Raw genomic sequence first — 23,958 nt, forward strand, 5'->3', positions numbered from 1 at the left:
CGCGCTATGACGGAACCGCTGATCCGCGTACGTGGGGTATCCCGCGCTTTTCCCGCAGGCGACGAGATGGTGCGGGTGTTGAAAGACGTCGACATCGACATAGAGGCCGGCGAGATGATGGCCATCATCGGCGCCTCGGGCTCCGGCAAGTCGACGCTGATGAATATCCTTGGCTGCCTCGATCGTCCGACGGCCGGCAGCTACTGGATCGAAGGGCGCGAGACGTCGAAGATGTCCGTGGACGAACTGGCGGCGCTACGCCGTGAGCGGTTTGGTTTCATCTTCCAGCGCTATCATCTGCTTGGCGATCTCAGCGCGGCCAGCAACGTCGAGGTGCCAGCCATCTATGCCGGACGCAGCCGATCCGACCGGCACAAGCGAGCGATCTCCTTGTTGACCCGACTGGGCCTGGCCGAGCGGACGGGCAATATCCCGGGCAAGCTTTCGGGCGGCCAGCAGCAGCGGGTGTCGATCGCCCGCGCCCTGATGAATGGCGGCGAGATAATTCTGGCCGACGAACCGACCGGAGCGCTGGATACGCACAGTGGCGCCGAAGTCATGAAGATCCTGCGCGAGCTTCATGCCGAAGGGCACACCATCATCCTCGTCACTCACGACAAGAAGATCGCCGAACACGCGGATCGGGTTGTCGAGATCAGCGACGGCGTTATCATTTCCGACGAGCGCAATATATCCAAATCCGCCGCGACGGCCCGTCCCATCCGCGAGCACGCGCCGGGCGCTGGCTGGCGTGGCGCAATTGACCGGATGACTGAGGCCTTTCGTATGGCGGGCGCGGCGATATGGGCGCACAAGATGCGCTCGCTTCTGACCATGCTCGGTATCATCATCGGTATCGCCTCAGTGGCGGCTATCTCGGCACTGGGAGCCGGTTCGCAGCAACAAATCCTGAGCAGTATCAGTTCGCTTGGCACCAACACGATCGAGGTGCGGGCCGGGAAAGGCTTCGGCGATCTGGAAGCGGGCAAGATACGGACGCTGGTTCCCGCCGATGCAGAAGCGCTGGTGAACCAGCCCTATGTCGACAGCGTGACACCAACCGTCACGACGAGCGTAACTGTCAAGCGCGCCGCCGTGGCCGTCAATGCGTCAGTCACCGGAGTTGGCGCGGACTTCTTTCGTGTACGGGGCCTTGAGCTGGCGCATGGACAACTGTTCGACGCCCAGGACGTTATCGCCTACAGCCAGAATGTGGTGATCGATGCAAATGCCGCGCGAGACCTGTTTCCAGACCGGGTTAACCCGGTGGGGCAGGTCATCCTTCTGGGCACAATGCCGGCGAGGGTTGTGGGCGTGACGAAACGGGAAAACTCCTTCGGCCCGGCGGTTGATACGTTGACCGTTTATGCGCCTTTCACAACCGTCATGGGCCGCATGCTGGGTCGTCCGAACGTCGACGGCATAACGGTCCGTATCAGCGACGATGTTGATCCGGGCAATGTCGAGGCCGCGGTTTCGCGCCTTATCGAGCGTCGGCATGGCGCGAAAGACTTCTTCCTCACCAACTCGGCGACCATTCGCGAGACTATCGAGACCACCACGCAAACCCTGACGTTGCTTATTTCGTCAGTCGCCGTGATCTCGCTGATTGTCGGCGGCATCGGTGTGATGAATATCATGCTGGTGTCCGTGACTGAACGCACCAAGGAGATCGGGGTTCGTGTGGCTGTTGGCGCTCGCCGCAGCGACATCCTCTCCCAGTTCCTGATCGAGGCCATCATGGTCTGCCTTGTCGGCGGCTTCATGGGAGTGATGCTCGCCCTCGGGATCAGCGCTCTTTTCAATTTGCTGAGCCCTGATTTCAAAATGATCTTCTCTTCGGGCTCCATCATGGTGGCCTTCACCTGCTCGACCCTGATCGGAATAGTCTTCGGCTTCCTTCCCGCCCGCAATGCGGCAAAGCTGGACCCGATCGAAGCCTTGGCACGTGACTGATGACCCGCAAACGTCTGCTCGGTTGCGAGCAACGATATCCGTGTCCAACTTGGACAGGGAGTATAACTTGATCGCAAAGGGTGGACTGCGCGGCATGCCGCTACGAGGAGGTGACGGCGGCAATGGTCGAAAGCTGCCTGACAATCCTGTCCCCGTTACGTCCCGGTTGTTATTATTGAGTCTCGCGTAGTGTCATGACACTGATGCCGACAAGGCTGCATCTAGCGACCTGCGCCCGTTGCCAGCAAGCCAGGACGCGAAAGTCAACAGGTCGGGGTTGATTTCGCGCATGAGTTTCAGATCGACCTGCTCGGCGAGCGGCCCGTCTATCAGGCTCTCCGCCATATGCGCGAGATCAGCGTTTGCAGCCAGAACATCGTCCGGAAACCGTTCATAGGTTACCTGCCGGCCGGCTGCTTCGCTGAAGGCGACCTCAAGTTCACGCCCGGTCAGGCGGTCGCTCGCGACCTTAAGCGTTATGCCGCTAAAGCGGGGCTTGTCGGCAAACACGGCAGCAACAAACCTGCCGATGTCTTCCACGGCTGTGAGCTGAATGGAATGGTCCGGCCGGATCAGGGATATCAACCGGCCCTCATCCAGACCGAAACCGGGTCGCACCAGCATTTCCATGAAAATCATCGGCCGGATGATGGTCGTAGTCATGTCGAGCTGTCGAATATGGGCTTCGATACGAGGCTTGGCGTCGAAACGCGGAACGCCTGTCAGTTCGTTCCCCACGCTGGCGCCCGACGAATAAACAAAATGGTTGATGCCGGTTTCGGCAGCGATATCCGCAATCGATATACCATGACGGACTTCGTCTTCGGCAGCCAGGTTGGCCGGCAGTACGCTAAAGACACCGTAAGCGCCTTTCATCGCGGTGCGGATGACATCGGTCTCTTTAAATGAACCCTGCACAAGCTCGATGCCTGCATTCCGCAATTGCAGAGATGCAGCTTTGGTGGAATCCTGAACGAGTGCGCGAACAGGCCATCCCGCCTTCAACAAGGCTTTGGCGACAGATTCTCCCTGCCTTCCGGTAGCGCCGAAAACCAGAATGGGGTGCTTGCTATTGGTCACTTGAAACCCTCGCGTTAAACAAGGACCGTCTATATATACGAATGTAGTTTTGCCGGAAGACGGCACATTCTTTAGCATCAGGCACAAGGATGATACCCTTGGATGAACAGATCGATGCCGGCACATCGCGCGGATCAGAAAACGACAGACACTTCAGACCCATACCGTCAAACGGGGTCTGCGGCCTGCTGAGTGACAAATGGACAGTGCCGGTTCTTTGGCGTCTTTCGCTCGCTGCGGATCATCGGCTCCGCTTTTCAGCCTTGAGAAAAGAGGTCGGCGAAATCACCCAGCGCATGCTGACGCTCACCCTGCGCAATCTCGAGCGTGACGGATTCGTTGTACGCCATTATTTCCCTGAAGTGCCGCCACGTGTTGAGTACGAGCTAACAGAGATCGGCCACGGAGCTTTGCGCGCCCTTGAGGGATTTAACTTCTGGGTCCACGACAATCTGAACGCCATCAAGGCGCGCCGGCGCGCTTACGACCAGGGGGAGTTGTAAATCCAAATCCCCGGAATTGGCTGAGAAGGTCAGATGTCGGTCCAGGTTAGCAACGCTTGGATAGGACCGCTTTGGGGTCAGAAGCTGCCATGGTGACCCGCCGCGCTCCATAGCAGCTATTTCATCCTTGGTCGCCAAAATCGGGCAGTCCAATTCCGACCCCAAAATTGGTCATTTCAGGCCAGCCAAGTTCTTGGCTCACCTACGAAGCCCTTATCTAGGGAGCGCGTATCGGTATGCATAGAAGCTGACAAAGGAACACAGATGTCGATCACTGTAGAGAAAATAATCCCCGCTGTGCGTATGCGCCAGTTCCATCAGATGGTTGACCGGTGGCTTGAGGAGGGTCCGATCAAGCTAGCGACCAATGCCACTATAACTGCAATGGACAATGCCGGAATCCCGGAAGCTGAACAGGCAGCGATCATCGAAGACCGGGATATCATCATGAAATACAATATGCGCCTCGGTGTAATCAGCGAAGTATTCGCACCGGCCATCGAGAAAGCGGTGAATTCGTCTCGGTCGGGAAGTGAAGCCAAGGATGAGATCGCTCGGTTGATTGTGACTGCAATTGGCATCCGCCAGGAAGATGACAGTGAACGGGTCACTTTCACGTTCACTACCCAAAGTGAGGCAGACTTATTCGACAAATCCATCTGACGCATCGCTGCTAGCTGTTTTTAGTCTAATTATTTAGCAGGCACCCACCTGGCTCCAAAGCTGACGGGCGGCTTCGCGCGGTCATGTCTGGAAGATGGCCGAATAGATGACTTCGACAATGATAGAATGCCCAACATTGAGCCTCCAACAGCCTCGGCATTTCCCTTTATTCCAGGGCCAACAGAGACCCACTTCACGTTTTGAAATGAACGGTCACCGAAAATGAGTTTCCATTCCGTGCCTATACGGTCATGTGTTTGTGAAGTTCGTATGAGCCATTGCTCGACGACACACGAATCAAAGAGCTGACAGCATGGAAAATCCGGTTGCACTGAATCATCTTTCCGAAAACACGGTTTTCCGTAAAGGCGATGTTTTCGTACTCTTCGGCGAACTGTTCGGCCGCGGATACGCCACCGGCTTGCTCGATGAAGCCAGACGGGCTGGAATGGAGATTGTCGGGATCACGGTCGGGCGACGCGACGAGAACAACGGGCTGCGGCCGCTCGACGCCGAGGAACTGTCTTCGGCGGAGGCCCAACTGGGCGGCAGGATCATCAACATCCCTCTTATGGCGGGTTTTGATCTGGATGCGCCCGAAGGCGGCCCAACGCCCACCGATCTTCTGGCAAAGATGACGCTTGAGAGCTGGGAACACGACAAGCTCGACTGGGACTATGTCGAGCAATGCCGCGATATTGCCACTGCGCGTTTTACGGAGTCGCTTTCAAAGGTCATGGCCGTTCTCGACGGCATGATCGCCGCTGGCCGCAATGTTTTCTTCGCCCACACAATGGCCGGGGGCATCCCGAAGGCGAAGGTATTCCTTGTCGTCGCCAATCGAATCTACAAGGGTACAGGAACCCGCCACATGTCGTCGCAGACCTTGCTCGACAGTGACCTGGGAAAACTCATCCTGCAGAATTTTGACGATGTCTCCGCAAACACATTTCGCCATCTCATTGATTTCAGCGCGGCGATCCGCGGGCGCGTGGAGGCTTCGGGCGGACAGGTGCGATATACAGCCTATGGTTACCACGGATCAGCCGTCCTCATTGACGGAAGCTATCGTTGGCAGACCTACACCAACTACACGCAGGGTTATGCAAAGATGCGGCTCGAAGGCATTGCAGAGGAAGCCTGGGCGGCAGGGATCAAGGCAACTGTCTATAATTGTCCCGAAATCCGGACCAATTCTTCCGATGTGTTCACGGGTATCGAGTTGCCCCTGATACCGCTGCTGCTTGCGTTGAAGAAAGAAAACGGTGGCCAATGGGCAGACGAACAGTGGCAGGCCTGCGAGCAGTTGCTGGTCGATGGCTTAACTATGGAAGACGTCTTCGGCAAGATCGCCGCCATGCAGGCCAGCGAGGTCATGCGTCCATTCTATGATTTTTCGGCCTGGCCCATGGCAAACAGCCAGGCACAGGCCGATTTGACCATCGGCACGTCCAATGAGATCACCCAGATGCATCGCGATAGAAAGTTGATGATCAGCGACCTCCTCAGCGGCCTCGTTGTGAAGGCGACCGGGCAGCTGATTTTCGGCGAATCTTCCGAACCCTCCGGTCCCGTCCTATGGCTCAACCATGATATTGTGGCTCGGCGACTTAACGCTTCCCACCTTCAGTCGAAGTCTCCTGCGCCGCTGATCGCGCAAGGAATGGAATCCTCTGACGTTGAGATGGCGTGAAGGCTTCCCGGCCTAGCTTGGCAGCTTTGTGTCTTGGACAAGAGTGACGAATCTTGCGACAGGAATCGCCCTAAATCGGACAGTGCATCGTCTGACGCGAATGTCCGTTGTTGGCGCGAAGCGGAAGACGGCAGGAGACCCGAAGCGGCGATTTGGCAGCCTTGAGGTGCCTATGCTGCAGCCGTTCAAGTGTCCGAACGCTTCAGTCTTATCAATCCAACGGGTTAGCTTAGCTGTATCAAGGAACGCCGGTTCGGTTTCCATCAAGAGCGGCGAATTTACAAGCCTCCGTGCGTTCAGGTCCCGCAACCAGAATTTATGAGACTTATCAAAGGTCTTCGAGAAAACTCGGAGCCCTTTTTGCGTTCAAAATGTCCTGGCACACAGCTAGTGTGACCTGAGCCTCATCTTCCCTCCAGTTTTCAGGAGGTTCTTGGGTGTCGCGATTGCTTGAGCAGCGTGGTGGTGCTACGGATGTGACGATGAGCGTTAGCTCAAGGGCGATGTCGGGCTGTTGTTTCCCTTTGGCCAGCGGCGAAAAAGCGCGCTTGCATTGACGCCGCCAAAACCGAAGCCATTGGATATCGCATAGTTTGCGTCCAGGGATCGTGCTTCGTTTGCGACGAGATCGATGCCGCTCGCTTCGGGATCTGGCGTGTTCAGGTTCAGTGTCGGAGGTGCGATCTGGTTTTTAAGCGCCATGATCGTGAAGATGGCTTCAAGTCCTCCGGCCGCGCCAAGCAGATGTCCTGTCGCTGACTTGGTGCCACTGACAGCAATAGATTTTTTCTGGCCGAATAGACTTTTTATGGCTCTGATCTCTCCCAGGTCTCCCACTGGTGTCGATGTTGCATGAGCATTTAGATGGCCAATTTCATATGGGGCAATGCCGGCCTGCGCGATGGCGATTTCCATGGCTCTGCGCGCCCCGCTTCCGTCTTCGGGACCGGAGGTGATGTGATGGGCGTCGGCGGTCGTTCCGTAACCGACGAGTTCTGCAATCGGGGTTGCCCCGCGGGCAAGGGCGTGGCTCAGGGCCTCTATGACGAGTAGGCCGGCTCCTTCGCCCATGACGAAGCCGTCACGCGACAAATCGAAGGGGCGCGATGCCTTGCCGGGCGTGTCGTTGAAGCCGGTCGACAGCGATCTTGCTGCGGCGAAACCGCCGAGGCTGACGATGTTCATGCAAGCCTCCGTCCCACCGCAAATCGCGATGTCGGCTTCATTGGATCTGATCAGCCTTGCGGCATCGCCAATCGCCTGAACGCCAGCGGCACATGCCGTCACAGGCGCTCCAAGTGGACCTTTGAAGCCATGCCGGATCGAGACCTGGCCGGCTGCGAGATTGACGAGAAACGACGGAATGGTGAACGGAGAGAGGCGACGTACACCACGTTGATCGACGGTCCGCACCGCCTCCGTGATTGCGGGGAAGCCGCCGATGCCGGATGCGATGATTGTCGCGGTTCGCAGCCTGTCTTCATTCGAGGCCGGCTTCCAATTGGCCTGCGCCAACGCTTCTTCTGCCGCTGCGAGCGCCAGGATGATGAAGCGATCGACCTTGCGTTGATCCTTTGGCGCAATGATCTTGTCCGGATCGAAGCCGCCTTCCGGGTCTTCACTGATAGAGGGGATAACACCGCCCACTTTCGAAGGAATATCCCCAACCACATCGTCACCCAGCCGGCGAATGCCGCTTTGGCCCGCAACGAGGCGCGACCAGGAAATATCGACGTTTGCTCCAAGGGGGCTGACAGCTCCCATACCTGTGACAACTATACGACGCATCTGCTTTCCACCTGTCTTTGAAATTTAAAAATAGGCATGCCTTCGGCCGCCGACCTGAATGAAGCTCAGCACCAGTCTCAAAAACATGCGGTTCATGCGGAGCCTGAAATGCCCTCAGTCACTGCGGGCAATACGTCTGGCTTCGCCAGCGGCTGCGTCCAGGACGCGTTGCGACAGGCTTTCGTCCTCGATGATGCGGGAGAGCGTGACGGCACCCACCATCATGGACAGTATCGCCATGGCCTTTTCGCTGGGGCCAGAATTATCAGCGTCTCCCATGAGCTCATCCAGCACCTCGAAGTGAGCGCGAATGCCATCCTCGAACGGACGCCGAATTTCCACACTCTGTCGGGCCGCATCCGCGCCCAGCGCGACGAGCGGGCAACCTTCCGCCTTTTCTCCCCTGTGATCTCTGGAAAGATAGAACGCCATAACAGCTTCGAGCGGATCTGAGGTGTCTGCGGCCGCGGCGGACCATCGTCTTGTGGCGCTTTCCAGAGCGCGTCTGGATGCGAGTGCGGCAAGATCGTCCTTCGATGTGAACTGTTTGTAGAAGCCTCCTTGGGTAAGGCCGGCGCCTTTCATCAAATCCTTCAGTCCGATTCCGTCGAACCCGTGTTCCCGAAACAGTCGGCTTGCGACGGTGATCACCCTGTCCCGATTTTCCTCGGCCTGTGCGCGGCTCACTCTCATGTGGACCTCCAATTAGATTTCATTTGACATCTATATATGTTTTAGAGTTTGATAGCAATCTAAGAATTATGGCACCACTGTGAAAAAGGCCAGTCCCATGAAACGAAAAATTCTCCTCTCAACCGTGGCAGTGGCTGCCATCCTCGGTGTCGTCACGGTGATTTTCCTGATGGTGCCGACGGAAAGGCAGGCGGCGGCTGCAGATCCACGCAGTCTTGCTCCACTCGTCAGTGTGGCCAAGGCCACGACCCCGAACACGATAAACCGCAGCTTTACCGGAGCTGTTGCAGCCCGGGTGCAGAGCGATCTGGGTTTTCGGGTTCCGGGCAAGATCGTCGAGCGGTTCGCCGAACTTGGTGAAGAGGTGAAAGCGGGACAGCCATTGATGCGGATCGACGAGACCGATCTTCGGCTTGCTCTGACCGCCAAACGCAATGCGGTTGCGGCCGCGCAGGCAACGTTCGTACAGGCTCAGGCCGACGAGAAGCGCTTTGCTGTTCTTGTCAAATCTCAGGCTTCGTCCACCCAGCAGTATGAAAGGGCGAAAGCCACTCTGGATACCGCCACGGCGCAACTTGCTGCAGCGAAGGCTGACGCAGCCGTGGCCGAAAACGAGGCGACCTATGCTCTGCTCGTGGCGGGCGGAGATGGTACGATCGTCGAAACACTCGGCGAACCCGGACAGGTGGTCTCGGCAGGCCAGCCGGTCATAAGGCTTGCGAAAGCAGGGCCGCGCGAAGCACTCGTCTGGTTGCCGGAAAATCTCAGGCCCGAAATTGGTGCCATTGCGCAGGCCGCTGTCTATGGCCGCGGTGGGCAGGAGAAAGCGGTGCTCCGCCAGATATCCGATGCTGCCGACCCTCAAACCAGAACCTATGAAACGCGCTGGGTATTGCAGGGGGCGGCGGCATCCGCGCCGCTTGGGGCAACGGTTACGATAAACGTGGAAAATAAGGACGCGCTGGCGCACGCCGAAGTTCCCATCGGTGCGCTTCTGGATGACGGCACGCGCACGGGCGTGTGGGTCGTCGATGAACAATCCTCAAGCGTTCGTTTTCGCGAAGTGAAGGTCGAACGGATCGGCGAGGAAAAGGCAATCGTTTCGAGCCTTCGGGCCGGGGAGGCTGTCGTCGCCCTTGGCGCGCATCTGCTTCAGGATGGCGCAAGCGTGCGCACCGGCGTTGAAAAAGCAGAGGCGGCAAACTGATGAGCTTCAATCTTTCCGCGCTTGCCGTTCGCGAGCGGTCCGTCACCCTGTTCTTCATCGTCCTGCTGGCTGCCGCCGGCGCTTACGCCTTCGTCAAACTGGGACGAGCCGAAGACCCGTCCTTCACCATCAAGACACTTACGGTTACCTCGGTTTGGCCGGGGGCGACTGCGCGCGAAATGCAGGATCTGGTCGCCGAACCGCTCGAAAAACGCCTTCAGGAACTGACCTGGTACGACCGCGTGGAGACGACCACCCGGCCGGGCTACGCTTTCCTGACCGTTACGCTCAGAGACGATACGCCGGCGTCCGCCGTCGAAGGCGAATTTTATCAGGCGCGCAAGAAACTTGGCGATGAAGCCCGCAATCTGCCTCCCGGTGTCGTCGGCCCCTTCGTCAACGATGAATATTCCGATGTCAGCTTCGCGCTTTATGCCCTGAAAGCCAAGGGCATGGCGATGCGCGATCTCGTGCGGCAGGCCGAGACGATCCGTCAGGACATGCTTCACGTTCCGGGCGTGAAAAAGATCAACATTCTCGGCGAGCAGCCGGAACAGATTTTCGTGGAATTCTCCTATTCCAAGCTGGCCACCCTGGGCATCTCGGCGCAGGACATCGCTTCCGCCCTGCAACGGCGTAATACCGTCACCCCGGCGGGCTCGATCGATACGCAGGGTCCGCAGGTCTTCATCCGGTTCGATGGCGCCTATGACAGCGTCGAGTCGATTGCTGAAACACCCATCGTCGCGGGCGGACGTGTCCTGAAGCTGTCGGATTTCGCCGAAGTGCGGCGTGGATATCAGGACCCCGCCACCTATCTCATCCGCCACGAGGGCGAACCCGCCATCATGCTTGGCGTTGTCATGCAGCAGGGCTGGAACGGGTTGGAACTCGGCAAGGCGCTGGAAGACCGGTCTTCGACGATTGCGCAAACTCTGCCGCTCGGCATGACACTTGCCAAAGTCAGCGATCAGGCAGTCAACATTCAGGAAGCCGTCGGCGAATTCATGCTGAAATTCGCCATGGCGCTCGGCGTCGTCCTTTTCGTCAGCCTCGTCAGCCTTGGCTGGCGCGTCGGCATTGTCGTCGCACTTGCGGTTCCGTTGACGCTCGGCGTCGTCTTCCTGATCATGCTGGAAACCGGGCGGTTCTTCGACCGCATCACACTCGGCGCGCTCATTCTGGCGCTCGGGCTGCTCGTGGACGACGCCATCATCGCCATCGAGGTGATGGTGGTGAAGATGGAAGAAGGCATGGACCGCATCAAGGCGGCCGCCTATGCTTGGAGCCACACGGCCGCGCCGATGCTTTCCGGCACGCTTGTGACCATCATCGGGTTGATGCCGGTGGGGTTTGCCAAATCCGCCGCCGGTGAATATGCCGGCAACATCTTCTGGATCGTCGGCTTCGCTTTGATCGTCTCCTGGTTCGTTGCGGTGATCTTCACGCCCTATCTCGGCGTCAAGATGCTGCCTGAAATCAAACCGGTGGAAGGCGGTCACCACGCCATCTACAACACCCTGAATTACCGGCGGCTTCGCAGCCTCATAGAATTTGCCGTACGCCACAAGTTCCTGACCTGCGGTCTAGTGGGCGTCATCATGGCCGCCTCCGTCGTCGGCATGGGGTCCGTCAAGCAGCAGTTCTTCCCGACGTCGGACCGTCCCGAAGTGTTGGTGGAAGTGCGCATGCCCGAGGGCACCAGCATCGAAACGACGACGGCAACCGTCGAGAAGCTCGAAGGCTGGCTGAAAGAACAACCCGAAACGAAGATCGCTACAAGCTATGTCGGCCAGGGCGCGCCGCGCTTCTTCTTCGCCATGGCGCCCGAATTGCCGGATCCGGCTTTCGCCAAGATCGTCGTGCTGACATCCGACGCCCATACGCGTGAGGCACTGAAACATCGTCTTCGCGAAGCGGTGTCGAGCGGACTTGCTCCGGAAGCCAATGTGCGTGTCACACAGCTCGTCTTCGGTCCCTATACGCCATTTCCCGTGGAGTTCCGCATCATGGGGCCTGATCCGGACGAATTGTACAAGATCTCCGACCAAGCGCTCGCCATCATGAAGACCGTACCCGACGTTCGCCAGCCCAACCGCGACTGGGGCAACCGCACGCCTGTGCTGCGGTTCATCCCGGATCAGGATCGGCTCAACCTTATCGGCCTCTCTCCCGCCGAGGCTGCGCAGCAGATGCAGTTGCTGCTGAGTGGCGTGCCGATCACGCAGGTTCGCGAAAATATCCGCAACGTTCCCGTGGTGGCGCGCAGCGCCGGCGAAAACCGACTCGATCCTTCAAAGCTTTCGGATTTCTCGCTGATGAGCAGAAACGGTCGCCCGGTTCCGCTCGACCAGATCGGTCATTCCGAAATCCGTTTCGAGGAGCCGATCATGAAACGCCGTGACCGCACGCCGGTCATCACCATCCGCTCCGATATAAACGAGGCAACCCAGCCGCCGGAAGTGTCGCAGCAGGTCTTCAAGGCCCTTCAGCCATTGATCGCCTCGCTTCCCGTCGGCTACCGCATCGAAATGGGCGGCAATATCGAGGAGTCCCTCAAGGCGAATGGGGCGCTGGTGAAGATTTTCCCGGCCATGGTCGCCGCCATGCTCATCGTCATCATCCTTCAGGTCCGCAGCCTGTCGACGATGACGATGGTGATGCTGACGGGACCGCTCGGCCTTGCCGGCGTGGTGCCGATGTTGCTGATTTTCAACCAGCCCTTCGGCTTCAACGCCATCCTGGGCTTGATTGGTCTGGCCGGTATCCTCATGCGTAATACGCTGATCCTGACCGAGCAGATCAAGGAAAATCAGGCCGCTGGTCTGGATGACTACCATGCCGTCATCGAAGCGACCGTGCAGAGAACGCGACCCGTTATCCTGACAGCACTCGCAGCCGTCCTCGCCTTCATCCCGCTGACGCATTCGGTCTTCTGGGGATCGATGGCCTATACGCTGATCGGCGGAACGGCTGTCGGTACCGTAATGATCCTGCTGTTTCTTCCAGCACTTTACGCGGCATGGTTCCGCATCAAGCCGCCCAAGGGTGAGAAACAGCTCCAATCGGAAGAACACGTTCCCAATCCGGTGCTCGCGATGGCGGCAGAGTGATCTCACCCGGCATCTTCAAACCTGATGAATTTCAACTCGCATCTATCGTGCCCGGTGCAGCCGCCTCGGTCTGCCCGGACACGCCAGCAGTCCTTACCAAAACAACCAGAAAATGAAGGAGGCCACGGTGGCCGAACAGAAAGTGATCGTGATAACAGGGGCGTCGTCAGGCATAGGCGAAGCCACCGCTCGTCTTCTGGCGCAGAAAGGCTACCGCGTATTCGGCGGTGCGCGTGACCCCAACCGCGCTAAATCTATCCCCGGCGTAAAATTCGAGGCGGTAGATGTGACCGACGACGCATCGGTTTCAAGTTTTATCGACTGGGTATTGTCCGAGGCGGGCAGGATTGACGTCCTCATCAACAATGCGGGCGTCTCGCTGGTCGGGCCTGTCGAAAATACCACGCCTGCTGAAGCAGGACGGGTTTTCGATGTGAACGTCCTCGGTCCACTTCGCATGATCCGGGGCGCCCTGCCTTCAATGCGGGCAGCACGCAGCGGACTTATCATTAATATGAGCTCTGTTCTGGGCTTTCTGCCGGCGCCATTCATGGGCATTTATGCGAGCAGCAAACACGCTCTCGAGGGTATGTCCGAATCTCTCGATCACGAGATCCGAGATTTTAACGTTCGTGTCATCCTCATGGAGCCGACGTTCACCAATACGAACCTCGATGTGAATGCTGCACACACGGAAGCGCCGCTGGGTGTCTATGCCCAGCAGGCCGAAGCGACCATCCAGACAGTACAGGTACAAATCAAATCGGCTCCCGCGCCGACATTGGTTGCGGCAAAGATACTGGCTGCCATTGAGGGGCCATACAAAATGCGCCAGCCGGTTGGCGGCCAGGCAACCCTTCTCAGTCGGTTGCGCAGGTTCATGCCTGCAAAGGCTGTCGATGGAAGCCTGCGGAAGACTTTCGGTTTTGGAAAAGTGAGGTCTTCATAAATCGGGTCAAGCTCGATTGGGACTGCGAGGCAACATGCCGTTCGGCCTCGCAGTACTCTTCCAAGGGCATGCTTTATCGGGGTAAAGTATACAGGCTGTTGCTCAGCTGGCCGATAATCTATGGTGCTGCTTCCGCCGAAAACGCTGATTTGATGAGTGTTTCGGTATATTCAGCCGTCGGCCTGTTGAATATCGCGTCTGTTTCTCCCTCCTCCACAATCTTCCCGTTTCTCATGACGATGACGTAGTCCGAAATGGCCTTGATGACAGAAAGGTCGTGGCTGATGAAGATGTAGGAAAGGCCATGCGTCTTCTGCAGATCACGCAGCAGATCGATAACCTGTCCCTGAACGGACCGGTCCAGCGCAGATGTCGGTTCATCGAGAATGACGACATCGGGCTTGAGGATGATCGCACGGGCAATTGCGATGCGCTGACGTTGCCCGCCTGAAAACTCGTGCGGGTAGCGGTTGCGGGTGGCTGGATCCAGACCGACTTCTTTCAGTGCTTCTATTGCACGCTTGTCCCGCTCCGCGCGGCTCAGTTGTTGCTCATGCACGAACAGACCTTCAGTGATGATCTCTCCGACCGTCTGTCTTGGCGAAAGCGAACCATAGGGATCCTGGAATACAAGCTGCAAATGCTGCCGCAATGGCCGCATGGCCTTTCGGTCAAGGCCACTGATTTCCGTCTCGCCGAAGAAAATGCGGCCCTTGGAATGGGTAAGCCCCAGAAGCGCGCGACCGAGGGTGGACTTACCAGATCCGGACTCGCCGACGATGCCGATGGTTTGTCCCTGGCGAAGGCTGAGATTAACGTCATCGACAGCCCGAAACTTGCTCCATTTCGACAGGAAGCCACCCGCAATTTTATAATCGACCGTCACGTTACTCCCGGAGAGAACGACAGGCGCCTCTTTACCGACTGGCAACTTGTGCCCGCTGGGTTCTGCATCGAGAAGCATCCGGGTGTAGTCAGCCTGCGGGCGATCGAAGATATCTTCCGTCGTGCCGGCCTCGACGATTTCCCCGCGGCGCATAACCGCGACGCGGTCGGCGAAATGGCGGACAACACCGAGATCATGCGTGATGAGGACGACGGCCATGCCGAAGCGTTTTTGCAATGATTTCAGAAGGTCGAGGATCTGTGCCTGGATCGTCACGTCAAGCGCAGTGGTTGGTTCATCCGCAATCAAAATGTCCGGCTCGTTTGCGAGAGCCATGGCAATCATGGCGCGTTGGCGTTGACCACCGGAAAGCTCATGCGGGTAACTGTCTATACGCCGCTCCGGATCGGGAATTCCCACAAGCTTCAGGAGCTCGAGAACGCGTGCGCGGGCCTCCTTTTTGCTACCGCCCCTGTGGTGAATGATCGGCTCGGCGATTTGCGCGCCGATCCTGTAGAGAGGATCGAGCGAGGTCATCGGCTCCTGGAAAATCATGGTGATTTTCGCACCCCGAATATTGTTGAGCTCGCTGACCGGCAGGCCGATCAACTCGCGTCCACGATATTTTGCCGAACCCTCGACAATGCCGTTGGATGCAAGCAGTCCCATGATGCCCATCATGGTCTGGCTTTTGCCGGAACCGGATTCTCCGACGACGGCAAGCGTTTCACCCTGTTTGACATCGAGCTCGATGCCCTTGACGGCATTCACCGTGCCATCGGGCGTTGTGAATTCAACCTTGAGGTCACGGACGGTGAGGATGGTTTCAGATGTCGTATTCATGTCAACGATCCTTGGGATCGAGTGCATCACGCAACCCGTCACCCACAAAATTGAGCGAAAACAGGGTCAGCACGAAGAAGATCGCCGGAAATATCAGCAGCCACGGGGCCGACTGGATATTGTTGGCACCTTCGGAAATCAGCGCCCCCCAGCTCGTCAGCGGCGCCTGCACGCCAAGGCCGAGGAAGGAGAGGAAGCTTTCCAGAAGAATGACCTTGGGCACGACAACCGTGACGAACACGACGACAGGCCCGATCGTATTGGGAATGATGTGACGGCGGATGATCTGCCAGTCGCTCAAACCCAAAGCCTGTGCGGCACTCACAAATTCCCGCCGTTTCAACGCAAGCGTCTGGCCACGGACGATACGCGCCATATCCAGCCATTCGACTGCACCGATGACCAGGAAAATCAGGATGAAGCTGCGGCCGAAGAAGACCACCAGAACGACCACCAGAAAGACGAAGGGCAGCGAATAGAGGATTTCGACGAAACGCATCATCACATTGTCGACGCGCCCGCCGATATACCCCGCAGTTGCGCCGTAAAAAACGCCGATCCCGAGCGAAACGAGGCTGGCCAGAACGCCGACGGCGATCGAGATTTGCCCACCCAGCATCACGCGCGCCAGCATGTCGCGACCGTTGGAATCGGTGCCGAAGAAGAAGTATTCGCGGTTGACGTCGCCTTCCAGCTTCAGCGTTCGACCATCGTCTTCCGTTGCAACGACCTTCGTGTTTTCGAATTCGTTGGCGCGGTCGAAATAGCGTGTCGTGCGTGGGTCGATCTGGCTGCTGGAGGTAACCGTTGCGGTGAAGTTTTGCCCTTCGACGGCAAATTCTTTCAGTTCGACGCGCGCGCGGCCTGCCACACCTTCCATGACGCCCTGAAGGTTGTTTACGTCCGGTCGTGGCTCGAGGCTTGGCGGGACGGAGACATAGGACGAAAACACCTGATCATAGGTGTGTGTCAGGAAATGCGGACCAATGAACGAGAAAAGCGTGATCAGCAGCAGCATGACGGACCCCGCCATGGCGGCCTTGTTTCGTCTGAAACGCAGGGCTGCCAGCTGGAACAGGCTTCGGCTTTTCACCGGTGGTTTATCGGCAATGTTCCGGGAAATATCAGTCATGTCTGACCCTCGGATCAAGCAGGCCGTAGAGAATATCGACCACGAGATTGAACAGGATGACAAAAATGGCGACGAGAACGACGGTTCCCATCACCAAGGTATAGTCACGGTTGATCGCGCCAAGAACGAAGTAGCGGCCAACACCCGGAATAGTGAAGATCGTCTCGATGACAGCCGAACCCGTCAACAGCGCTGCGGCGCAGGGAGCCAGATAGGAAACGACCGGAAGCATCGCTGCGCGCATGGCGTGGAACACCACCACGTTGCGCGCCGGAAGACCGTAAGCCTTGGCGGTGCGGATATGGTCCATCCGCAAAGCCTCGATCATTGCACCGCGTGTCAGACGCGCGATAACCGCAAGCTGCGGTAAAGCGAGCGCGATCATCGGAAGGATGAGATATCGCAGTGATCCGTCTCCCCAGCTGCCGGCGGGCAGAAGCCCGAGCAAAACGGCAAAGACGAGCGTGAGAACAGGGGCGACAACGAAGTTCGGCACGGTAACGCCGACCGTTGAAATGGACATGATCGAAAAATCAAAGGCACTATTCTGCCTGAGCGCGGCCAGGGTGCCGGCAAGAACGCCGCCCACCAACGCCAGCAAAAGAGCATAGCTGCCGAGTTCCAGCGAATAAGGCAGACCCTTGCCGATCAACTGCGCGACGGTATTGTCCTTGTAGACGTAGCTCGGCCCGAAATCGCCGGTGACGGCATTGCCGAGGTAGATGAGATACTGGCGCCATAACGGCTCATCCAGATGATAGGTTCTCATCAGGTTTTCCATCGTCTGCGGCGGCAGGGGACGTTCAAGATTGAACGGACCACCCGGTGCGAAACGCATCAGGAAAAACGAAATCGTGACGACGATAAACAAAGTCGGCACCGCACTCGCCAAACGGCGCAGGATAAACGAGATCATGGTTTTTCAGGCTCCGGCATGGCACGGTGGGGTGAGCCACCGTGCCGACGCTGCTTATTCGGAAACGCTCAGGAAGCGGCTGAGGTGTGCGTTAGCAGCATTGTCGACCCAACCCTTGACGCGGTTGGAAACCAGCCAAAGATCGGCCTGCGTCAAAAGCGGAACAACCGGCTGTTCCTTCATGAGGATGGTTTCTGCCTCATGCAGCAGCTTGGAGCGAGCTGCGGGATCCTTCTCGTCGTAGGATTTCTGCATCAGCGCGTCATATTCGGCGTTGTTGAACTTGGAATAGTTGAAGGTCTTGTTGGAAGATACCGAAAGCGCCAGGAAGTTTTCGGCGTCGGCATAGTCAGCAACCCAACCGGCACGCGCCACGTTGAATTTGCCGCCTTCCTGAAGGTAGCCATAGTGCGAGGCGACGTCGAGGTTCACCAGCGACACCTTCGCGCCGAAGGTGTTCTTCCACATATCAGCGATAGCCGTCGCGACACGTTCATGGTTCGGGTTGGTGTTGTAACGGATTTCGATGGAAAGCGGCTTGCCGCCTTCACCGTAACCAGCCTCCTTCATGAGCTTGAGGGCTTCGTCTTCACGATCAAGCTGCGACAGCGTGGCAAAATCTGCCTTTGCCGGCTCTTTGTAGGAATCCATGCCCGGAGGAACCATGGAGTAGGCCGGAATCTGAGAACCGCTATAGATTTCCTTGGCGAGGAAATCACGGTCCACTGCCATGGAGAGCGCCTGGCGGACACGGACATCGTTATAAGGCGCTTCGCGGGTGTCGAAGGTGTAGTAATAGGTGGCAAGCGTCGGCGAAACGTGAACCTGTTCGCCGTAGGCCTTGCGCAGACGGTCGATCTGGTCTGCGGAAAAGTTGTAGGCGAGGTCCATTTCCTTTGCTTCGAAACGACGAACGGATGCGGCCTGATCATCGATTGGGTAGAAGATGACCTTGTCGATCTTGGTGTTGGACGCATCCCAGAAACTGGTGTTCTTGACGACGGTCAAACTGTCATTGGGAACATGCGCTTCGAGCTTGTAGGCTCCATTCGAGACCATGACGCCGGGCTTTACGAAGTCGGTGCCATTCTTTTCGTAGCTTGCCTTTGAGATCGGCAGAGCCGCCTGGTGAGAAAGGAGTTCAAGGAAGAAAGGTGTCGGGCGCTCGAGTGTGATCTCAAGGGTTTTGTCATCCACCGCCTTGACGCCGAGTTGGTCAACCGGAACCTCGCCCTTGTTGATCTTTTCGGCGTTCTTGATCGGATAGAGAATATTTGCGTATTTTGCGGCGGTCTTTGGGTCTTCGACACGCTGGTAGGAGAAAACAAAATCTCCGGCCGTTACCGGGGTGCCATCCGACCACTTCGCATCCGCACGCAGTTTGAACGTGTAGACAGTGCCATCCTCAGACAGCGTCCAGCTTTCGGCCGTGCCGGGGACGATCTTGCCGGCGGCATCGTAAATGGTGAGACCTTCATAAAGGTCTTTCAGGATAAAGGCTTCGATGTTGATGGAAGTCTGGGCCTGATCGAGCGTCTGTGGTTCGCCGGCATTGCCACGATGCAGAACTGTTTCTGCAAACGCGGAACTGGCACCAAACAGAAGCGATCCTACCAGCAGAGTGGCGCGTGTTGTTGTTTTTATCGACATTGTTTCTTTCCCCGTGAATATTTTGAGTCCACAAACAAGGCCAAATTGCTCCGGAGTGCAACCACAATAAATTGTGAGTTGATGAGGAAACCACAAGTTTTACTTATGTCGAGGCACCCCCCGCTGGACCCAGCTACTCCGTATAAAATACTTTGTTTTTGGGTCTATGCCGCACCAGGTTGTTCCATATTGAAGGTGCATACTCTCGGCGGCCGAGTGGTTCACGTCCTAACTCGTCAACGCGCTATCCCTTTGTCCCGCTCGCCGCGATATTGGAGATGGCTGCCATCGAGCCTGCGTGCGACGATCGAAATATGGCGGTACGCTCCGTTATATTCCCGATCCATCGAGTTCGCGATCGTCCTCACCTTTCCAGGGGGATGGCATTGCGAGACCATCGGCATTGGCCGAGGGGACGGGCATCCAACACTTCAATTCCGGCTCAGCGTATTCGATAATCCGGCCTGGTAACGAGTCTGAAGCGCGCCAGCCTTCTGCACCGAACCGGTCGCTCTTCGCCCAATACGCAAGATCTACCTGGGCTGGTCCCTGTTCTGACGAGCGTATGGTTACGAGGATCCGGTTGCCGTTTTTCGGCGCACTTGCCATTTGGCGCCATTGCTGTGCGTCGTCCATCATCTTCCTCCCTGTCCATTGCTGCAAGTGTCACCTCACCACTTAAAACGGTCAACTCAAACTTTGCGCATGATGCGCTGATTGGTTTGCAAACCAGCAGCCCATTTATGCAGGGTATTTTCTCGCAACATTTTATTGGGCAGCGGTTCGCAAGTGACGAACGCCCGAGCTTGAAATCGGCCGGGAGATCGTGCTTGTTCAGGGCCAGCAGGGGGCACGGCTCGTCCTCCACCAGCAAACGGCGACCTGAAAAGAGGAATACGGCATGAAGAAGCTCATCAACGACCCATCCACCGTTGTGCGGGACATGCTCGAAGGTGTGGTGACGCTCAGCCCTGCGACAGTCCTGCTTGCAGACGAGAACGTGGTTATCCGCTCTGGCCTTCCGGAAACGGAAAAGCGCAAGGTGGCGGTTCTGTCGGGCGGGGGCAGTGGACATGAGCCGGCTCATGCAGGTTATGTCGGCGAGGGCATGCTGACAGTTGCCGTGGCAGGCGACGTCTTCACATCGCCAAGCACCGATGCGGTTCTTGCCGGTATCAGGGCTGGGGCTGGACCCGCTGGCGCTCTGGTCATTGTCAAGAACTACACGGGTGACCGGCTGAATTTCGGACTGGCGGCCGAATTGGCAAGGGCTGAAGGAATTCCGGTCGAGATTGTGGTCGTTGCCGATGATGTCGCGTTAAAGGACACGGTTCCCGCTGACCGTCGCCGCGGTATTGCGGGCACGGTGTTTGTTCACAAGCTCGCCGGTGCGGCCGCGGAGCGGGGACTTTCGCTGCAAGAGGTGGCCCGGATTGCACGCGACGCTGCCGAAAGAATATCCTCCATGGGGGTATCGCTGGGTTCCTGCACTCTGCCCGCCGTGGGCAGGCCGGGCTTTGTGCTTGGCGAAGCTGAAATCGAAGTCGGGCTCGGCATTCATGGCGAGCAGGGCGTCCGGCGGATGCCTATTGCATCGGCGGACGAGCTTGTGAAACTGGTCCTCGAAACGATCGAAGCCGACAGCAGGCTAAAGAGCGGGGACCGGGTTGCGTTGCTGGTCAACGGGCTGGGATCGACGCCGCCAATGGAACTCGCGATCGTGGCGCGATCTGCGGTCACGCAACTGGAAGAAAAGGGCGTCGTGGTTGACCGGGCGTGGGCCGGCACCTTTCTTTCCGCTCTGGACATGCCGGGTTTTTCGTTGTCGCTCATGCATGTCGACGAGGCAGCGCTCAGCCTCATCGATGCGCCAACCGATGCCAGCGCATGGCCACGCGGCGGTGTGGTGAGCCGCGAGCGGATACTGCCCTCGGCAAGTGCCGAGAAGAGCCTGCCTGTCGGAAACAGGATGACCGCAGCCGGCGATCGACTGCGCTCCACCGCAGATCGAATTGCCAAAGCCTTGATTGCAGCAGAGCCCAAATTAACGCAGCTGGACAGTGTTGCGGGTGACGGTGACCTTGGCGCAAGCATGGTTCGTGGTGCCGAGGCGATACTTGCACTGCCAAAGGAAAAATTCGGAGACGTCTCCGATGGGCTGATGGCGATGGCAAACGCGATGCGCAAGGCGATTGGCGGAAGTTCCGGACCCTTTTACGCTACGGCGCTGATGCGCGCCTCGCGCCATCTTGCCGGGATTGAAAGCCCGACGTCTCAGCAGATGGCGGAAGCATTTGTAGCGGCGGTTATCGCGATCTCGGAACTTGGCGGTGCGAAGCCAGGGGACCGCACGATGATAGATGCGCTTCATCCGGCGGCAGAAACGTTTCGGGACAAACTTGCAGCGGGTGCTCCGACCGAAGAGGCCTGGTGGTCCGCAGTGGCGGCGGGCGTTGCGGGTGCGGAAGCGACGACTTCCATGAAGCCGCGCCTCGGGCGCGCGAGCTATCTCGGCGAACGGGCTGTCGGGCACCCCGACGCGGGCGCGGTCGCCGTCAGCATCTGGCTTGAAGCAATCGGGAACAATTAGCTGGTGGTGGCGGGTCACCTGCAACAAACACGTGCCGTCTGCGCGTTACCCTCACCCTGCGCGCTGGTGGGATTTTAATTTGAGCATTGGAGGCTGATGATGGACATTGTCTCACCTCCACTCGTAGCTGGGAGCAGTCATGATTGCAGCTTATATCGACGAATTCATCATGTTCTGCGCCGGTCTGTGGATGACCGCAGTGGGTTTTGGTTATTTGCCCCTATCGAAAAACCCCAGGCAGCAGTTACCGGTGGTTCGTCATTTCAAGTGGATGGGACCGATGCTGATCGGTATCGCGATCATTTTGACCGCTGCGTCATAGGGGCATCGGCAGCTGTACTCGGGATATATTTAGCATGAACACGATGCTGGCCTGCACCTCGTGCGGATTGGACGAGACTGAACCTGTCATCCATTTCGGTTCGTATATTCTGCGATGCGCCGCTTGCGGCCAACACGTCGTTGCAACATCGTTCATGGCAATGTTGAATTTGGATGATGAGTGTTCAGCCTTTATCGATCCGGGCCATGGAAAAAAACCTTTGCCAGAGACACTCGTCGCGCGCGGACCGCTCCGGTTGATTGCAAAAGCAATTAGTGCCGCGGCGACTGACGGAACTCTAATACGCCTGATCTTCGACCCAACGGATTGAAGCCGTGGCTGACATCTGTGGAGCAAGTAGCAAATGCAATGAACCGAAAGTGCTGCGGTGCTTACAGCTTGAGCCCAAGCGCGCCCGGTCGTCATCACCCGTAATGCGTCAAAATTTGAACGACCAGCTGCTTGCAGCAGGCCGTCGAATTCCCGTGTTTGCTTTCAGCGCAATGCGGGGGGGAACTGGCAATCGCCAGCCCCGTTAGTGGTTTACGTAACATATAGGAGGACGACATGAGCGACTTCGACCTTTATTACTGGCCAGTTCCGTTTAGAGGTCAGTTCATCAGGGGAATTCTGGCCCATGGCGGATGCTCCTGGGATGAACATGGTGTCGATGCGATAGACGATATGATGCATCGTGAGGTGGGGGGACAGCCGATAGCTTTCATGGGGCCGCCGGTTTTGATTGATCGCGAGCGACATTTCGCAATCTCTCAGATGCCGGCAATCGCCCTCTATCTGGGTGAGCGGCTGAATATTTTGCCGGCCGCTGCCGAGGGCCGCGCGCTTAGTGCCAAAGTCGTAAACGACGCCAACGACGTCCTTGATGAGCTGACGCTCAGTGGGGGGCGCGAGATGTGGACGCCAGAAAAATGGGCGGAGTTCGGCCCTCGTTTGAAGAAGTGGATCCGTATTTTCGAGGATACCGGAGCAAGAAACGGCCTGACTGCTGATTCCGGATTTATGCTCGGATCGGAAAAACCCGGCGTCGCAGATATAGTCACCGCCCTCCTTTGGACGACGGTGGCTGAACGCTTTCCGGTCATTAAAGGCATCATCGAAGACACCTCGCCAGTCATCTGGGGGCTTTCCAAGCGGGTGGGGAATACGGCTCCGCTGGCGCTCTTGAACCGCCGGAGTTTTGAAAACTATGGTGAGGCTTATTGCGGAGGAGAGATCGAAAAATCGCTCCGAAAAGTTGCCGGCTAACGGTGAATGTATCGGACAACCCGCTGCGTGGCTCCAAGCCTTGAAGCCAAACTAGGCAACTGGTCGCAAAAGTCTTGTGTGGCGGTCCTTCCACGGAAGCGTTATTCAGTCCGCTGCGAATTCGCAAGCCAACAGGGTCTTACCGCCTAGAGCGTCACCTTCCCGGGCCACAATGGAAACTTTCCCCGGGCCAGCCAGACCTTCCGGGGGCTGCAGGTCCTGCGAAAGTTCCCGGGCGTAGCCTTTGCTGGATGTGCCCATCAGGTCGGAGGTTTCTGGCTTCAGATTATATTTCGCCGCCAGATCGTCGGCGCGCTGGCCCTTGATCAAAACACCGACTGCGCCATTGGCGAAGAACACTTCCTCACTTTCAAATCCATCGCGGCCGATCTGAAACGGAAGCGTGTAGATTGCGGCGCCCAGTGACGATGTATCGGGTTTTGCAAGCTTTTCCGCTGCATCGTAAATCTCGGTCGCGGATGTCATCGAGTAAGGAGGATTGCACAACGCCGCGTCATAAAATGTGGGATCCGCTTCCGCCGCCGCAGCGCTCCCGACTTGAAGCACAGCGAAGGCGGCGCACATTACGGCCGCGCCGTGACGAAGGTGTGTGAAAGCAAGCATAGGCGATCCTTAGAGTTTGCCTGTCGTTTATTGGCCGAGATGCGTCAGGTATCACCTTTGCTTGGAGCACCAAAGTTCCCACTT

At 57.6% G+C, this 23,958-nt stretch carries 20 protein-coding genes; 11 read left to right on the forward strand and 9 right to left on the reverse strand.

Features of this window, described 5'->3' with window-relative positions; all coding sequences use genetic code 11:
• Positions 1 to 6: 6 nt before the first annotated feature.
• Positions 7 to 1,956, forward strand: a complete 1,950-nt coding sequence (locus FCH38_RS16865) for a MacB family efflux pump subunit (protein ID WP_174374450.1) — start codon at positions 7 to 9, stop codon at positions 1,954 to 1,956.
• A gap of 192 nt (positions 1,957 to 2,148) precedes the next feature.
• Here the strand turns inward: FCH38_RS16865 and FCH38_RS16870 are convergent, their stop codons facing one another.
• Complete coding sequence (locus tag FCH38_RS16870) at positions 2,149 to 3,114, reverse strand: NmrA/HSCARG family protein (protein WP_210267242.1); 966 nt, start codon at positions 3,112 to 3,114, stop codon at positions 2,149 to 2,151.
• Positions 3,115 to 3,125: 11 nt separating this feature from the next.
• Here FCH38_RS16870 and FCH38_RS16875 point away from each other — a divergent pair, with 11 nt between their 5' ends.
• The 3 genes from FCH38_RS16875 to FCH38_RS16885 all read left to right on the forward strand — a co-directional run bounded on the left by FCH38_RS16875 (position 3,126) and on the right by FCH38_RS16885 (position 5,895).
• Entirely contained in the window at positions 3,126 to 3,539 is a 414-nt protein-coding gene (locus FCH38_RS16875) for a winged helix-turn-helix transcriptional regulator (RefSeq protein WP_153515952.1), read from the forward strand.
• Positions 3,540 to 3,803: 264 nt separating this feature from the next.
• Positions 3,804 to 4,202 carry a hypothetical protein gene (locus FCH38_RS16880; RefSeq protein WP_174374451.1) on the forward strand — a complete coding sequence of 133 codons (399 nt, stop codon included), beginning with the start codon at positions 3,804 to 3,806 and terminating at the stop codon, positions 4,200 to 4,202.
• A gap of 313 nt (positions 4,203 to 4,515) precedes the next feature.
• The gene (locus FCH38_RS16885) at positions 4,516 to 5,895 is read left to right on the forward strand and encodes an enoyl ACP reductase FabMG family protein (protein ID WP_174374452.1); all 1,380 of its coding nucleotides are present in this window, start codon (positions 4,516 to 4,518) and stop codon (positions 5,893 to 5,895) included.
• Positions 5,896 to 6,384: 489 nt separating this feature from the next.
• Here the strand turns inward: FCH38_RS16885 and fabF are convergent, their stop codons facing one another.
• Positions 6,385 to 7,683, reverse strand: a complete 1,299-nt coding sequence (fabF, locus tag FCH38_RS16890) for a beta-ketoacyl-ACP synthase II (protein WP_174374453.1) — start codon at positions 7,681 to 7,683, stop codon at positions 6,385 to 6,387.
• Positions 7,684 to 7,797: 114 nt separating this feature from the next.
• The gene (locus FCH38_RS16895; RefSeq protein ID WP_174374454.1) at positions 7,798 to 8,376 is read right to left on the reverse strand and encodes a TetR/AcrR family transcriptional regulator; all 579 of its coding nucleotides are present in this window, start codon (positions 8,374 to 8,376) and stop codon (positions 7,798 to 7,800) included.
• 97 nt (positions 8,377 to 8,473) lie between these two features.
• On the opposite strand from FCH38_RS16895, the gene FCH38_RS16900 reads away from it, so the two are divergent.
• From FCH38_RS16900 to FCH38_RS16910, 3 genes are all read left to right on the forward strand, one after another.
• Positions 8,474 to 9,583, forward strand: a complete 1,110-nt coding sequence (locus FCH38_RS16900) for an efflux RND transporter periplasmic adaptor subunit (RefSeq protein WP_174374455.1) — start codon at positions 8,474 to 8,476, stop codon at positions 9,581 to 9,583.
• Positions 9,583 to 12,696 carry an efflux RND transporter permease subunit gene (locus FCH38_RS16905; protein WP_174374456.1) on the forward strand — a complete coding sequence of 1,038 codons (3,114 nt, stop codon included), beginning with the start codon at positions 9,583 to 9,585 and terminating at the stop codon, positions 12,694 to 12,696. Before FCH38_RS16900 ends, FCH38_RS16905 begins: the two co-directional genes overlap by 1 nt.
• A 127-nt stretch (positions 12,697 to 12,823) precedes the next feature.
• A complete protein-coding gene (locus FCH38_RS16910; protein ID WP_174374457.1) occupies positions 12,824 to 13,645 on the forward strand; it encodes an oxidoreductase in 822 nt (273 codons plus the stop codon).
• A gap of 118 nt (positions 13,646 to 13,763) precedes the next feature.
• Here FCH38_RS16910 and FCH38_RS16915 read toward each other — a convergent pair whose 3' ends face one another.
• The 5 genes from FCH38_RS16915 to FCH38_RS16935 all read right to left on the reverse strand — a co-directional run bounded on the left by FCH38_RS16915 (position 13,764) and on the right by FCH38_RS16935 (position 19,708).
• Positions 13,764 to 15,374, reverse strand: coding sequence for an ABC transporter ATP-binding protein (locus FCH38_RS16915; protein ID WP_153515945.1), 1,611 nt, complete (start codon positions 15,372 to 15,374; stop codon positions 13,764 to 13,766).
• A gap of 1 nt (position 15,375) precedes the next feature.
• Complete coding sequence (locus FCH38_RS16920) at positions 15,376 to 16,506, reverse strand: ABC transporter permease (protein ID WP_174374458.1); 1,131 nt, start codon at positions 16,504 to 16,506, stop codon at positions 15,376 to 15,378.
• Positions 16,499 to 17,422: an oligopeptide ABC transporter permease OppB gene (gene oppB / locus FCH38_RS16925; protein WP_149900736.1), complete on the reverse strand. Its 924-nt coding sequence runs from the start codon at positions 17,420 to 17,422 to the stop codon at positions 16,499 to 16,501. Before oppB ends, FCH38_RS16920 begins: the two co-directional genes overlap by 8 nt.
• A 54-nt stretch (positions 17,423 to 17,476) precedes the next feature.
• The gene (locus FCH38_RS16930) at positions 17,477 to 19,072 is read right to left on the reverse strand and encodes a peptide ABC transporter substrate-binding protein (protein WP_174374459.1); all 1,596 of its coding nucleotides are present in this window, start codon (positions 19,070 to 19,072) and stop codon (positions 17,477 to 17,479) included.
• Between the two features lie 330 nt (positions 19,073 to 19,402).
• Positions 19,403 to 19,708 carry a hypothetical protein gene (locus tag FCH38_RS16935; RefSeq protein ID WP_153515999.1) on the reverse strand — a complete coding sequence of 102 codons (306 nt, stop codon included), beginning with the start codon at positions 19,706 to 19,708 and terminating at the stop codon, positions 19,403 to 19,405.
• Between the two features lie 265 nt (positions 19,709 to 19,973).
• On the opposite strand from FCH38_RS16935, the gene FCH38_RS16940 reads away from it, so the two are divergent.
• The 4 genes from FCH38_RS16940 to gst all read left to right on the forward strand — a co-directional run bounded on the left by FCH38_RS16940 (position 19,974) and on the right by gst (position 23,250).
• The gene (locus tag FCH38_RS16940; RefSeq protein WP_174374460.1) at positions 19,974 to 21,662 is read left to right on the forward strand and encodes a dihydroxyacetone kinase family protein; all 1,689 of its coding nucleotides are present in this window, start codon (positions 19,974 to 19,976) and stop codon (positions 21,660 to 21,662) included.
• Positions 21,663 to 21,801: 139 nt separating this feature from the next.
• Positions 21,802 to 21,984 (forward strand): hypothetical protein, encoded by a 183-nt coding sequence (locus FCH38_RS16945; protein ID WP_174374461.1) that lies wholly within the window; start codon positions 21,802 to 21,804, stop codon positions 21,982 to 21,984.
• A 34-nt stretch (positions 21,985 to 22,018) separates the two neighbouring features.
• Positions 22,019 to 22,315, forward strand: coding sequence for a hypothetical protein (locus tag FCH38_RS16950; RefSeq protein WP_174374462.1), 297 nt, complete (start codon positions 22,019 to 22,021; stop codon positions 22,313 to 22,315).
• Between the two features lie 236 nt (positions 22,316 to 22,551).
• Entirely contained in the window at positions 22,552 to 23,250 is a 699-nt protein-coding gene (gst, locus tag FCH38_RS16955) for a glutathione S-transferase (protein WP_174374463.1), read from the forward strand.
• Between the two features lie 105 nt (positions 23,251 to 23,355).
• Here gst and FCH38_RS16960 read toward each other — a convergent pair whose 3' ends face one another.
• A complete protein-coding gene (locus FCH38_RS16960; RefSeq protein WP_210267239.1) occupies positions 23,356 to 23,874 on the reverse strand; it encodes a hypothetical protein in 519 nt (172 codons plus the stop codon).
• Positions 23,875 to 23,958 lie beyond the last annotated feature (84 nt).

The organism is Agrobacterium tumefaciens, from assembly GCF_013337285.1.
GTDB lineage: Bacteria > Pseudomonadota > Alphaproteobacteria > Rhizobiales > Rhizobiaceae > Agrobacterium > Agrobacterium burrii.